At 69.8% G+C, this 12,907-nt stretch carries 9 protein-coding genes; 7 read left to right on the plus strand and 2 right to left on the minus strand.

The annotated features are described in order from the left end of the window. Positions 1-166: 166 nt before the first annotated feature. The 3 genes from pyrG to eno are packed head-to-tail and all read left to right on the plus strand — an operon-like array spanning position 167 to position 4,008. The gene (pyrG, locus tag FHR97_RS04440; protein ID WP_183382572.1) at positions 167-1,822 is read left to right on the plus strand and encodes a CTP synthase; all 1,656 of its coding nucleotides are present in this window, start codon (positions 167-169) and stop codon (positions 1,820-1,822) included. 5 nt (positions 1,823-1,827) lie between these two features. Next, positions 1,828-2,679 carry a 3-deoxy-8-phosphooctulonate synthase gene (gene kdsA, locus FHR97_RS04445; RefSeq protein WP_183382573.1) on the plus strand — a complete coding sequence of 284 codons (852 nt, stop codon included), beginning with the start codon at positions 1,828-1,830 and terminating at the stop codon, positions 2,677-2,679. A gap of 36 nt (positions 2,680-2,715) precedes the next feature. After that, entirely contained in the window at positions 2,716-4,008 is a 1,293-nt protein-coding gene (gene eno, locus FHR97_RS04450) for a phosphopyruvate hydratase (RefSeq protein WP_183382574.1), read from the plus strand. 483 nt (positions 4,009-4,491) lie between these two features. On the opposite strand, the gene fdxA is transcribed toward eno, so the two are convergent. Further along, entirely contained in the window at positions 4,492-4,815 is a 324-nt protein-coding gene (gene fdxA, locus FHR97_RS04455; protein ID WP_183382575.1) for a ferredoxin FdxA, read from the minus strand. A 175-nt stretch (positions 4,816-4,990) separates the two neighbouring features. Beyond that, positions 4,991-7,567: a DNA mismatch repair protein MutS gene (gene mutS, locus FHR97_RS04460; RefSeq protein ID WP_183382576.1), complete on the minus strand. Its 2,577-nt coding sequence runs from the start codon at positions 7,565-7,567 to the stop codon at positions 4,991-4,993. Positions 7,568-7,728: 161 nt separating this feature from the next. Between mutS and FHR97_RS04465 the strand changes: the two genes are divergently transcribed. The 4 genes from FHR97_RS04465 to FHR97_RS04480 all read left to right on the plus strand — a co-directional run bounded on the left by FHR97_RS04465 (position 7,729) and on the right by FHR97_RS04480 (position 12,899). Continuing rightward, a complete protein-coding gene (locus FHR97_RS04465) occupies positions 7,729-10,632 on the plus strand; it encodes an AsmA family protein (RefSeq protein ID WP_183382577.1) in 2,904 nt (967 codons plus the stop codon). 57 nt (positions 10,633-10,689) lie between these two features. Beyond that, positions 10,690-11,229 (plus strand): nicotinamide-nucleotide amidohydrolase family protein, encoded by a 540-nt coding sequence (locus FHR97_RS04470; RefSeq protein WP_183382578.1) that lies wholly within the window; start codon positions 10,690-10,692, stop codon positions 11,227-11,229. Positions 11,230-11,363: 134 nt separating this feature from the next. Next, complete coding sequence (gene recA, locus FHR97_RS04475) at positions 11,364-12,425, plus strand: recombinase RecA (RefSeq protein ID WP_183382579.1); 1,062 nt, start codon at positions 11,364-11,366, stop codon at positions 12,423-12,425. Positions 12,426-12,428: 3 nt separating this feature from the next. After that, entirely contained in the window at positions 12,429-12,899 is a 471-nt protein-coding gene (locus tag FHR97_RS04480; protein WP_183382580.1) for a regulatory protein RecX, read from the plus strand. Positions 12,900-12,907 lie beyond the last annotated feature (8 nt).

The following is a 12,907-nucleotide window of genomic DNA, read 5'->3' on the forward strand; positions in this document are numbered from 1 at the left end:
GTCGGGTGTCTGTAGAGGCTGCGCCATTCCGCTTGGCCGCTTGGCCGCTTGGCCGCTTGGCCGCTTGGCCGCCAAATTGAGCCATTGGTCGTATTCTGCTACGCTGTCGTCCCATCCTGGCGCGGCTTCCTGCCGGGCCTACCGATCACGTTTCGACAGGTTCTCCATGACACGATATATCTTCGTGACCGGCGGCGTTGTGTCCTCTCTCGGCAAGGGCATCGCGTCGGCATCGCTGGCGGCGATTCTCGAGGCCCGGGGCCTCAAGGTCACCATGCTCAAGCTCGATCCCTACATCAACGTGGATCCGGGCACCATGAGCCCCTTCCAGCACGGCGAGGTGTTCGTCACCGAGGATGGCGCCGAAACCGACCTGGACCTTGGACACTACGAGCGCTTCATCCGCACGAAGATGACCCAGGCCAACAACTTCACCACCGGCCGGGTCTACGAGCACGTGCTGCGCAAGGAGCGCCGCGGCGACTACCTGGGCGGCACCGTGCAGGTGATCCCGCACATCACCGACGAGATCAAGCGTCGCGTCTACGAGGGCGGCAAGGGCGCCGACGTGGCCCTGGTCGAGATCGGCGGCACCGTGGGCGACATTGAGTCGCTGCCGTTCCTCGAGTCGATCCGCCAGATCCGCAGCGAGCTGGGCGCGAGTCGCGCCATCTTCATGCACCTCACCCTGGTGCCCTATATCAAGACCGCCGGGGAGACCAAGACCAAGCCGACCCAGCACAGCGTCAAGGAGCTGCGCTCCATCGGCATCCAGCCGGACATCCTGATCTGCCGCAGCGAGGTGGAGCTGGAGGAGACCGAGCGGCGCAAGATCGCGCTGTTCACCAACGTCGAGGAGCGCGCGGTCATCCCGCTGCAGGACGCCGACACCATCTACCGTATCCCGCTGATGCTCCACGAGCACGGCCTGGACGAGATCGTCTGCGACAAGCTGCGCCTGGAGGCCGGCGAGGCCGACCTGACCGAGTGGATCCGCGTGCTCGATGCCAAGCTCAACCCGCTCAAGTCGATCAACATCGCCATGGTCGGCAAGTACATGGAGCTGCTCGACGCCTACAAGTCGCTCAACGAGGCGCTGGTGCATGCCGGCATCCAGAGCCGGGTGAAGGTCAACATCGACTATATCGACTCCGAGGACATCGAGCGTCACGGCCCGGAACGCCTGGCCGGCAAGGACGCCATCCTGGTGCCCGGCGGCTTCGGCGAGCGCGGCGTGGAGGGCAAGGTCGCCACGGCCCGCTTCGCCCGGGAGAACAAGATCCCCTACCTGGGCATCTGCCTGGGAATGCAGGTGGCGGTCATCGAGTTCGCCCGCCACAAGGCCGGCTGGAGCGATGCCAACTCCACCGAGTTCACCCACGACACCCAGCACCCGGTGGTCGGCCTGATCACCGAGTGGATCAACCCGGAAGGCAAGATCGAGTTGCGCGACGAGGCCTCAGACCTCGGCGGCACCATGCGCCTGGGGGGCCAGGTCTGTCGCCTGGCGCCGGGCTCCAGGGCCCGCGAGGCCTACGGCGACGACGAGATCGTCGAGCGCCACCGCCACCGCTTCGAGGTCAACAACCAGTTCGTCGAGGCCCTGGAGAAGGCCGGCCTGGTGGTCTCCGGGCGCAGCGTCGACAGCTCCCTGGTGGAGATGGTCGAGTTGGCCGACCACCCCTGGTACGTGGCCTGCCAGTTCCACCCGGAGTTCACCTCGACCCCCCGTGACGGCCACCCGCTGTTCACCGGCTTCGTCAACGCGGCCCTGGAGCACAAGGCGGTGCGCTCCCGTGCCCAGACCGCCCCGCAGGAGTAAGGTCGATGACCGCCCCCGAACGCCATATCGACGTCGCCGGCCTGCCGGTCGGCAATGCCCTGCCGCTGACCCTGTTCGCCGGCATGAACGTGCTGGAATCCCGCGAGCTGGCCCTCGAGGTCGCCGAGGCCTATGTCGAGGTCACCGCGCGCCTGGGCATGCCCTACGTGTTCAAGGCCAGCTTCGACAAGGCCAACCGCAGCTCCATCCACTCCTTCCGGGGGCCGGGCATCGAGAAGGGGCTCGAGATCCTCGCCGAGGTGAAGGCGCGCTTCGGCGTGCCGATCATCACCGATGTCCACGAGCCCTGGCAGGCCAGGCCCGTCGCCGAGGTGGCCGATGTCATCCAGCTGCCGGCCTTCCTCGCCCGCCAGACCGACCTGGTGGTGGCGATGGCCGCGACCGGGGCGGTGATCAACATCAAGAAGCCGCAGTTCCTGGCGCCTCACGAGATGCGCCATATCCTGCGCAAGTGCGAGGAGGCCGGCAACGACCGGCTGATCCTCTGCGAGCGCGGCACCAGCTTCGGCTACAACAACCTGGTGGTGGACATGCTCGGCTTCGGTGACATGAAGCAGACCGGCTACCCGCTGCTGTTCGATGTCACCCATGCCCTGCAGCGCCCCGGTGGCCGGGCCGACAGCGCCGGCGGGCGTCGCGCCCAGGTCGCCGAGCTGGCCCGGGCGGGGGTCGCCGTGGGGCTGGCCGGCCTCTTCCTGGAGGCGCACCCGGACCCGGACAACGCCAAGTGCGACGGCCCCTGTGCGCTGCCGCTGGACAAGCTCGAGCCCTTCCTGGCCCAGCTCAAGGCCTTGGACGACCTGGTGAAGGGGTTCCCGCCGCTCGAGATTGCCTGATTTCCCTCAACGCTGACTCGCTAAGGACGACACACCATGACCAAGATCGTCGATATCCGCGCCCTCGAGGTGCTCGACTCCCGCGGTAATCCCACCGTCCAGGCCGAGGTGCGCCTGGAAAGCGGTGCCATAGGCGTGGCCTGCGCCCCGAGCGGGGCCTCCACCGGTTCCCGCGAGGCCCTCGAGCTGCGCGATGGTGACAAGTCCCGCTATCTGGGCAAGGGCGTGTTGAAGGCCGTCGACGCCGTCAACGGGACCATCCGCGAGCGCCTGGTCGGCATGGATGCCCGCGACCAGCGCGGCCTGGACAACGCCATGCTCGAGCTCGACGGCACCGACAACAAGGCCACGCTGGGCGCCAACGCCATCCTCGCCGTGTCCCTGGCCGCCGCCAAGGCCGCCGCCGCCGCCAAGGGCGTGCCGCTCTATGCGCATGTCGCCGAGCTCTACGGCCAGCCGGGCCAGTACCGCATGCCGGTGCCGATGATGAACATCCTCAACGGCGGCGAGCATGCCGACAACAACGTCGACATCCAGGAGTTCATGATCCAGCCGGTGGGCGCACCCAGCTTCCGCGAAGGCCTGCGCATGGGTGCCGAGATCTTCCATGCCCTGAAGAAGGTGCTCTCGGCGCGTGGGCTGTCCACCTCGGTGGGCGACGAGGGCGGCTTCGCCCCCAACCTGGCCTCCAACGCCGAGGCCCTGGCGGTGATCAAGCAGGCGGTGAGTGACGCCGGCTACACGCTCGGCTCCGACATCACCCTGGCCCTGGACTGTGCCTCCTCCGAGTTCTACAGGGACGGCCAGTACCAGCTCTCCGGCGAAGGCAAGAGCTTCGACGCCGCCGGTTTCGCGGATTACCTGGTCGAGCTGTGCGACCAGTACCCGATCGTCTCCATCGAGGACGGCATGGACGAGTCCGACTGGGACGGCTGGCAGGCCCTCACCGACAAGCTCGGTGACCGCGTGCAGCTGGTCGGCGACGACCTCTTCGTCACCAACACCCGGATCCTCAAGCGCGGCATCGACGAGCGGATCGGCAACTCCATCCTGATCAAGTTCAACCAGATCGGTTCGCTCTCCGAGACCCTGGACGCCATCAAGATGGCCCAGGATGCCGGCTTCACCGCGGTGATCTCCCACCGCAGCGGCGAGACCGAGGACACCACCATCGCCGACCTGGCGGTGGGCACCGCCGCCGGCCAGATCAAGACCGGCTCGCTGTGCCGCTCCGATCGCGTCGCCAAGTACAACCGCCTGCTGGTGATCGAGCAGGAGCTCGGCGAGCGGGTGGACTACCCGGGGCGTGCCGCGATCAAGGGTCAGTAAACGAACACTGTTGTCTTTGCCGTTGTGATGTGTAGGAAATCGCCTACAAGGCGACGACGACATCGACCACAGTTAGCCTGAGAAAGACCGGCGCTTCGGCGTCGGTCTTTTCTTATCCGGCTGATTTAAAAAGGTTTTCTGGATGATCGGCGTGACGGGACAGGGGTCGTGGATGGCGGAGGGGAGGGTTGAGAAGTCGTCAGGCCCTGCCACAATGAACTCGGGATCAGGGAGAGCGGAGTCTCTCCCGGCAGGATGCCACGGGATGCAGTCTCGAGTGCGCGCGGTGTGACAGGACGTCGCCTCCGCGCAGGGACGTCACTCAGGGAGGGCGAGCGGAAGGATCCGCTCAAGGATGGCTTGGAGCGGGCGGCCTGCAGGGTCGCCCTTTTTTGCCTGGTGTTCTCCTCCACGTGCAGGGCAAAACGACGACGCCGAATGTCGAGAGACATTCGGCGTCGTCGTGTCCGGGGGTAGGCGGGATCAGCGCTCCAGGTGCTCCAGCTTGCCGGGCTTGCCGTCCCACTCCTCGGCGTCGGCCGGCGGGTCCTTCTTCTCGGCAATGTTCGGCCAGACCTCCGAGAGCTCGGCATTGATCTCGATGAATGGCTCCTGCCCCTCGGGCAACTCGTCCTCGGAGTAGATCGCCTCGGCCGGGCACTCGGGCTCGCACAGCGCGCAATCGATGCACTCGTCGGGGTGAATCACCAGAAAGTTGGGACCCTCGTAGAAGCAGTCCACCGGGCAGACCTCGACACAGTCGGTGTACTTGCACTTGATGCAGTTTTCGGTGACGACGAATGTCATGTCAGTCTCCCTTCCTCGGGGCCGGGGCGCGCCACGGCCGATCGGTCTTGAATGTTGAGTTTTAGGTTATAAAAACGGTTGCTTTTATAATAAGTGGAACTTGGTCGAACCATTCTAGTCGCCCCGCCATATGTCCCGCAAGCCGTGGGCTGCCGCCCCCTTTGGACGTCGACCCTCACAGGCTTCCCTGCCAGCGGTACAGCCACTCCAGCGCCTGGCGCGGGGTGACCTCGTCCAGCCGCAGCCCCGAGAGGCTCTCGACCACCGGATGCGGGGCGCTGGCGAAGAGGTCGGCCTGCTGGGGCGGAGCGGCGCCGTCCAGCGATGCGCCGTCGAGGCGCTGGCCTTGATCGACCTCCTGCTGCTCCAGGGTGGCGAGTTTCTCCCGGGCTCGGGCGATCACCCCCTGGGGCACGCCGGCGAGCTGGGCGACCTGGAGACCATAGCTCTGACTGGCCGGGCCGTCCTCCACCCGGTGCATGAAGACGATGCCATCGCGGTGCTCCGCCGCCGTCAGGTGGACGTTGGCCACCCCCGGCACCTGATCCGCCAGGGCCGTCATCTCGAAGTAGTGGGTGGCGAAGAGCGTGAAGGCGCGGCTGCGGGTCAGGTGCTCGGCGCTGGCCCAGGCCAGGGACAGGCCGTCGAAGGTCGAGGTGCCCCGGCCGATCTCGTCCATCAGCACCAGGCTGTGGTCGGTGGCGTTGTGCAGGATGTTGGCGGTCTCGGTCATCTCCACCATGAAGGTGGAGCGCCCGCCCGCCAGGTCGTCCGAGGAGCCGATGCGGGTGAAGATGCGATCCACCGGGCCGATCACCGCCTCGTCGGCGGGCACGAAGCTGCCGGTATGGGCGAGCAGGGTGATCAGTGCCGCCTGGCGCATGTAGGTCGACTTGCCGCCCATGTTGGGGCCGGTGATCACCAGCATGCGGCGTTCGTCGTCCATGTGCAGGTCGTTGGGCACGAAGGGCGCGTCGCTGACCCGCTCGACCACCGGGTGGCGGCCGCCGCGGATGGCCAGGCCGGGAGCCTCGGGCAGCGTCGGGCGCACCAGGTCCAGGGCCCGGGAGCGCTCGGCGAACGCGGCCAGCACGTCCAGGGCGGCCAGGGCGCGGGCGCTGGCCTGCAGGGCGCCGAGCTCGGCGTTGAGCGCGTCCAGCAGGCTCTCGTAGAGCAGCTTCTCCCGGGCCAGCGCCCGGGACTTGGCCGACAGCGCCTTGTCCTCGAATTCCTTGAGCTCGGGGATGATGAAGCGCTCGGCGTTCTTGAGGGTCTGGCGGCGGATGTAGTCCACCGGGGCGTCGCGGGCCTGGGCGCGAGGGATCTCGATGTAGTAGCCGTGGACCCGGTTGTAGCCCACCTTGAGCCCGGGCAGGCCGGTGCGCTCGCGCTCCCGGGTCTCCAGTTGCACCAGGTAGTCGCCGGCGTGTTCGGCGAGCCCACGGTGCTCGTCGAGCTCGGCATCGAAGCCCTCGGCGATCACCCCGCCGTCGCGGATCACCACCGGCGGGTTCTCCACCAGGGCCCGGGCCAAGGTGTCGGCGAGCTCGGGGTAGGGACGGATATGGCGCTTCAGCTCGTCCAGGGCGGTGCCGTCGGCGTAATCGGCCAGCGCGTCCTGGAGGTCGGGCAGGGCGGCCAGGGCATCGCGCAGTCGCGCCAGGTCCCGGGGACGGGCGCTGTAGAGGGCGACCCGGGCGAGGATGCGCTCCACGTCGCCGATGGCCTTGAGCGAGTCGCGCAGCGCCTCGAAACCGTCGCGGTCGAGCAGGGCGGCCACCGCCGCCTGACGCCCGCCCACCTGGGCGCGGTCGCGCAGCGGGCGGTTGAGCCAGCGCTTGAGCAGCCGCGAACCCATGGCGGTGGCGGTGGTGTCGAGCACGCTGGCCAGGGTGTTGTCCGTGCCGCCGCCGAGGTTGACGTCGATCTCCAGGTTGCGCCGGCTGGCGGCATCGATCACCACGGCGTCGTCCCGGCTCTCCACGCCGATGGCGGTGACATGGGGCAGGCGCGAGCGCTGGGTGTCCCGGGCGTAGTCGATCAGCACGCCGGCGGCGGTGAGGGCCGCCTCCAGGTGGGCGCAGCCGAAGCCACGCAGGTCCTGAACGGCGAACTGGTCGCACAGGGTGCGGGTGGCGGACTCGAGGTCGAACAACCAGTCGCTCTGGCGGCGCAGCCCGCGGCGCTCCTCGAGGCCGGGGGGCAGGGCGAGGCTCTCGGGGAGCAGCAGCTCGGCCGGGTCCAGGCGGGTCAGCTCGGCGAGCATCTCGGCCTCGCCCTCGACCTCCAGCACGCTGAAGCGCCCGCTGGACAGCTCCAGCCAGGCCAGGCCCCAGCGTTCGCCGGCGGGGTGGACCGCCACCACCAGGTTGTCGCGGCGGGCGTCCAGCAGGGCCTCGTCGTAGAGGGTGCCGGGGGTGACGATGCGCACCACCTGGCGCTCCACTGGGCCCTTGCTGGTCGCCGGGTCGCCCATCTGCTCGCAGATGGCCACCGACTCGCCGGCCTGGACCAGCCGGGCGAGGTAGCCCTCGGCGCTGTGATAGGGCACGCCGGCCATGGGAATCGGCTTGCCCGCCGACTGGCCGCGCTGGGTCAGGGTGATGTCGAGCAGGGCGGCGGCGCGCTTGGCGTCATCGAAGAACAGCTCGTAGAAGTCGCCCATGCGGTAGAAGAGCAGCACTTCCGGATGCTCGCGCTTGATCTTCAGGTACTGCGCCATCATGGGCGTGTGTTGGGGAGCTGACTGCATCGTCACGCCTTACGGGGTTGATTGTGTCGGGGCATTTGCGAGCGGCAATTCTAGCGCAGACCGCCGCTGCCATGACAGCTCGGCGGCCAGCGTCGGCTATCCTCAAGGTGAGGCTCGGCCGGCCCGGGGGCATGGCAGCGGCGGGGCGATGGGAGGCGGACGTGGCCAAGGCGGTTCGGCGCGGGGTGGCGGCCCTCCTGGGGCTGGGGCTCGTGGTGGTGGCGACGATGCTGCTGGTGGAGTCCCCTTGGGCACGGCATTGGCTGGAGGGCCAGGTCAGTCAGCGCCTGAACGGACGGGCAGTGGCGATCGGTGCCCTGGATATCGACTGGGGCTGGCCGCTGACGGTGCGCCTCGAGGAGGTCAGCGTCGACAATTCCGCCTGGGCGCGTCAGAAGCGTTTGCTGCACCTGGCCTCGCTCAGCGTTGCCCTGGACACCACCCGCCTGCTGCAGGGGCGGGTGGAACTCGAGAGCCTCGCCCTGGTCCGTCCCGAGCTCCATTTGAGGCGGCACCCGGACGGCCGCCGCAACTGGACCGGTCTCCTGGGGACGCGGGCGGAAGCCGGGAGCGGCTCGGGGCGGCGACCCGAGCGTGTCAGTGTGGAGCGGGGGCGGCTGACCTATCATGACCCGGCCCGGGACATCGGCCTGAGCGTCGCCCTGCAGACCGGCCGGGACGGTACCCAGGCTCCCGGGCTGATCATCGCGGCACGCGGGGTCGTTCGCGGCCAGTCGCTGCGCGCCAGCGGGCGGGGCGCCCCCCTGGAGGACCTGATGGCCTCCCGGGACGACTACCCGCTGGCCGTCGACGCGCGCCTGGGGCAGGTCCGGGCCCGACTCGACGGTCGCCTGGACGGGGCGCATCTCGTCGGGCGGATCGAACTGGTCGCAGCGGAGGAGGCCGACCTGGCCGGGCTGGTGGGCCGGCCGGGCCTGGACCTGCCGGCGCTGGATCTCACCGGGCGCCTGGACCTTGTGCCCTCGCGCTGGGCGCTGGACGACATCGACGGTCACCTGGGGGAGAGCCATGTGGCCGGGACGCTGGCCTTCGTCCCGGGGGGGCGGCCCCGCCTCGAGGCGCGGCTCAGGGCCGACCGCCTGAGCCTGGAACGCTGGGGCATCACCCGACTCCGTCGGCCCGAGGAGCGCCGCGAGACCGAGCGCGAGATCGAGGAGACGCTCGAGGAGATCACCTGGAATCGACGCTGGGCGCAGCTCCTGGCCCCGCTGCGTCGCCTCGACGCCGAGCTGGAGCTGGCAGTCGGGCGGCTGGGCTACGGCGACACGCTGCTCGAGGATGTCGCCGTCGACGGCCGGCTTGAGGCGAATCGCCTGGACCTGGAGCGACTGCATGTTGCCCGAGGCCAGAGTGCGCTGACCACCCGGGGCTGGCTCGAGGTCGGCGCCGGGACCCTCGCCGGCGATCTCGACACCCGGGTGACGCGCCTCGACCTGGGCGAGCTCCTGGCGCCGCTGGGCTATCCCGAGGCGGGCACCCTCGACGGGCGCCTGCGGGTGCGGATCACCGAGGCGACCCTGGCCTTCGACGACACCTCGCTCGACTATCGCGCCCCGGCGCAGTCGCTGGCGCTGACGCTGAACGCCGAGACCGCCCCGGTCACGGGTGATACGGTCCCCGGCGTACACCTGCGGGGGCGCGGGCGCTACCGCGACGAACCCTTCGCCTATGACCTGACGGTCGGGCCGCTGCTGGACCTGAACGCGCCCGACCGGCCTTATCCGGTACGGGGCCTGATCACCTCGCGGGACACCCGGCTACGGGTGGATGGCAGCATCCAACAGCCGCTGCAGCTCGCCGCGGTCACCGGTCGCTTCCAGCTGTCGGGACCCAGTCCGTCCCGACTCACTCCCCTCCTCGGCCTGACCCTGCCGGAGCTGCCACCCTACGAGTTGAGCGGCGAGGTGCAGGTGCGGGAGAATCGGGTCCGCCTGCGCGATGCCCGAGGGCGGGTGGGGGACAGCGACCTCGCTGGCGAGCTTCGCCTGCACCTCGGCGAGCGCCACCGTGTGCAGGCCCGCCTGATGTCGCGGCGCCTCGATCTCGATGACCTCGGGCCGCTGGTCGGCTTGGCGCCCGACACCGGGCCGGGGGAGGAGGCCTCGCCGGAGCAGAGGCGTCGGGCCCGACAGCAGGCCCGACGCCCCGGCGTCTTCCCCGATCGTCGCTGGAACCTGGCCGGGCTGCGCCGCATGGACGCCGAAGTGACGTACCGGGCGGCCAGCGTGAACGCCCGGCATGTGCCGCTGTCCGACGTGGCCGTCGACCTCGCCCTCGAGCGAGGGCGGCTCACCCTGGCCCCGCTGCGCGTCGGCCTCGGTGGCGGTGAGGTGACGGGGCGGGCGCGCCTCGACGCCCGGGGCGAGGCCCTGCAGGGCGATCTCGCTATCGCCCTGCGGCGGGTCAACCTCAAGCCGTTGCTGCAGCGTGCCGGGCTGCCCGAGGTCGCCCGGGACTCCGCCGGAACGCTCGGCGGCGAGGGCGCGCTGCGCTTCCGCGGTCGCTCGCTCGACGAGAGCATGGCGAGCCTCGACGGCACCCTGGAGCTGGCCATGGCCGGCGGGCGTCTGGATATGCTGCTGATCGAGGCCATCGGACTCGACGTCGGCGAGGCCCTGCTGGCTGCGCTGAGCGAGTCCCAGCAGGTGGCCATGCGCTGTGCCTACGCCCGCCTCGACAGCGACCGCGGGCGGGCGGCCCTGCAGCAACTGTTCATCGACACGGACGATTCCAACCTGACCGGTGGCGGGGCCATCGACCTGGATGCCGAGCGCCTCGAGTTGGTCTTCGAGGCACACCCCAAGGACGTCAGCCTGCCTGCCTCGAATTCCCCGGTGACCCTCCGCGGGCCGCTGGAGGATCCGCGTGTCGAGGTGGTGTCGCGGGAACTGGTGGCGCGCGGGGTGCTCTCGGTGCTGGGGGCCCTGATCGCGCCGCCGCTGGCGATCCTGCCATGGATCGAGCCGGGGACCGGTGAATCGGTCGGGCCGGGCTGCCGTCGGGTGCTCGAGGACTTTCCGGCCACCCCGGCCGGCGATTCATGACGTCGCCGGGCCCTTGTCTGCTAAGCTGTCGACCGACTCAGGCCGGTAGACGAGGAGGTGGCGGTGAGCAACGCGACATGGGAGGCGGGGGAGGTACACGTCCTGGCCGAGCGGCTGGGCGAACTCTGCCGGGCCCGCGGCGTCACCGTCACCGCCGCGGAGTCCTGCACCGGCGGCGGGGTGGCCAACGCCATCACCGCGGTGGCCGGCAGTTCCGACTATTTCGAGACCGGTTACGTGACCTACGCCAACGGCGCCAAGACCCGCCTGCTGGGGGTGCCGGCGCCGCTGATCGAAGACCACGGTGCGGTCAGCCGCGAGGTGGTCGAGGCCATGGTGGCCGGCGCCTGCCGGGAGAGCGGTGCCGACCTGGCCGTGGCCGTCAGCGGCGTGGCCGGCCCCGGCGGCGGCAGCCCCGACAAGCCGGTGGGCACGGTGTGGCTGGCCTGGGGAAGCGCCGACGGTGTCCTCGCCGAGCGCCGCCACTTCCCCGGCGACCGTCGGGCGGTGCGCGAGCAGGCCGTCAAGGCCGCCCTGGCCGGGCTGATCCGGATCCTGGAGGGCGACCGCGCCGAGGCGCTCGGCGACACCAGATGAGGCTGGTCGAGCGCCGCTTTTTTCGTCATACTACTGTGCAGTCATACAGTGCTTTCGGCCGGGCCCTTCGGCCCGTCATTCCCACTTCCGTTTCGTCATCGTCGTGTCCCACGGCGACCGCTTAGGAGACCCTCATGGCTCAGGACGACAATCGTGCCAAGGCGCTGAGCGCCGCGCTTTCCCAGATCGACCGGCAGTTCGGCAAGGGGACCGTGATGCGCCTGGGCGACACCCCGCGCGTGGTGATGCCCTCGGTATCCACCGGCTCGCTGGGCCTGGATATCGCGCTGGGTATCGGCGGGCTGCCCTACGGCCGGGTGGTGGAGATCTTCGGCCCCGAGTCCTCGGGCAAGACCACCCTGACCCTGTCGGTGATCGCCGAGGCCCAGAAGCAGGGCAAGACCTGCGCCTTCATCGACGCCGAGCATGCCCTGGACCCGAGCTACGCCGAGAAGCTCGGCGTCAATCTCGACGACCTGCTGGTCTCCCAGCCGGACACCGGCGAGCAGGCCCTCGAGATCTGCGACATGCTGGTGCGCTCCGGTGGGGTCGACGTCATCATCATCGACTCCGTGGCCGCCCTGACCCCGCGCGCCGAGATCGAGGGCGAGATGGGCGACTCGCACGTCGGTCTGCAGGCACGGCTGATGTCCCAGGCGCTGCGCAAGATCACCGGCCACATGAAGAGCGCCAACTGCATGGTGGTGTTCATCAACCAGATCCGCATGAAGATCGGCGTGATGTTCGGCAGCCCCGAGACCACCACCGGCGGCAACGCCCTGAAGTTCTACTCCAGCGTGCGCCTGGACATCCGCCGCACCGGCTCGGTCAAGCAGGGCGACGAGGTCACCGGCAACGAGACCCGGGTCAAGGTGGTCAAGAACAAGGTGGCACCGCCGTTCCGCCAGGCCGAGTTCCAGATCCTCTACGGCAAGGGCATCTACCACGCCGGCGAGGTGGTCGATCTCGGCGTGCAGTGCGGCCTGGTCGACAAGGCCGGTGCCTGGTACAGCTACCAGAGCAACAAGATCGGCCAGGGCAAGGCCAACGCCGCCCAGTTCCTCGAGGACAACCCGGCGGTGATGGAGGAGATCGAGAGCCAGATCCGCGCCCAGCTGCTGGCCACCCCCGAGCCCAGGGAGGAGGCAGTCGAGGCCACCGCCGACGCGGGCGAGCGCGACGACGACCTGCTCTAGGCCATGCGCGAGCCCCGTGCCGCCGACGCCACGCCCCGGGAAGACGCCATCCGCCTGCTGGCCCGGCGCGAGTATGCCCGGGCCGAGCTGTGCGAGCGGCTCGCCGCCCGGGGGCACGCGGCCGATGAGATCGAGGCCTGTCTCGACGCCCTGGTCGAGCAGGGGCTGCAGAGCGATGCGCGCTTCGCCGAGAGCTTCCTGCGTTCCCGGGTGGCCCGCGGCCAGGGCCCGGTGAAGATCCGCGCCGAGCTCGGGCGGCGGGGCATCGACGACGACACCGCCCGGGCGGCCTTCCGCGAGGCCGGCGACGAGGTCGACTGGTTCGGCCTGGCCGCCGAGGTCCTGGCGCGCCGCTTTCCCGGGCCCGGCGAGGGGCCGCGGGAGCGCGCCCGCCGCGAGCGCTTCCTGGCCGGCCGCGGCTTCGACTTCGACCAGCTCAGGCACGCCCTTGCGCACGCCTGGGACGACGCCTGATCCCTCCC

It is taken from the genome of Halomonas stenophila (genome assembly GCF_014192275.1).
Lineage (GTDB): Bacteria > Pseudomonadota > Gammaproteobacteria > Pseudomonadales > Halomonadaceae > Halomonas > Halomonas stenophila.

Bases quoted from the DNA above. Each gene is read 5' to 3' on its own strand.
- pyrG (WP_183382572.1), top strand. From the start codon at position 167: ATGACACGATATATCTTCGTGACCGGCGGCGTTGTGTCCTCTCTCGGC.
- kdsA (WP_183382573.1), top strand. From the start codon at position 1,828: ATGACCGCCCCCGAACGCCATATCGACGTCGCCGGCCTGCCGGTCGGC.
- eno (WP_183382574.1), top strand. From the start codon at position 2,716: ATGACCAAGATCGTCGATATCCGCGCCCTCGAGGTGCTCGACTCCCGC.
- fdxA (WP_183382575.1), bottom strand. From the start codon at position 4,815: ATGACATTCGTCGTCACCGAAAACTGCATCAAGTGCAAGTACACCGAC.
- mutS (WP_183382576.1), bottom strand. From the start codon at position 7,567: ATGCAGTCAGCTCCCCAACACACGCCCATGATGGCGCAGTACCTGAAG.
- recA (WP_183382579.1), top strand. From the start codon at position 11,364: ATGGCTCAGGACGACAATCGTGCCAAGGCGCTGAGCGCCGCGCTTTCC.
- FHR97_RS04480 (WP_183382580.1), top strand. From the start codon at position 12,429: ATGCGCGAGCCCCGTGCCGCCGACGCCACGCCCCGGGAAGACGCCATC.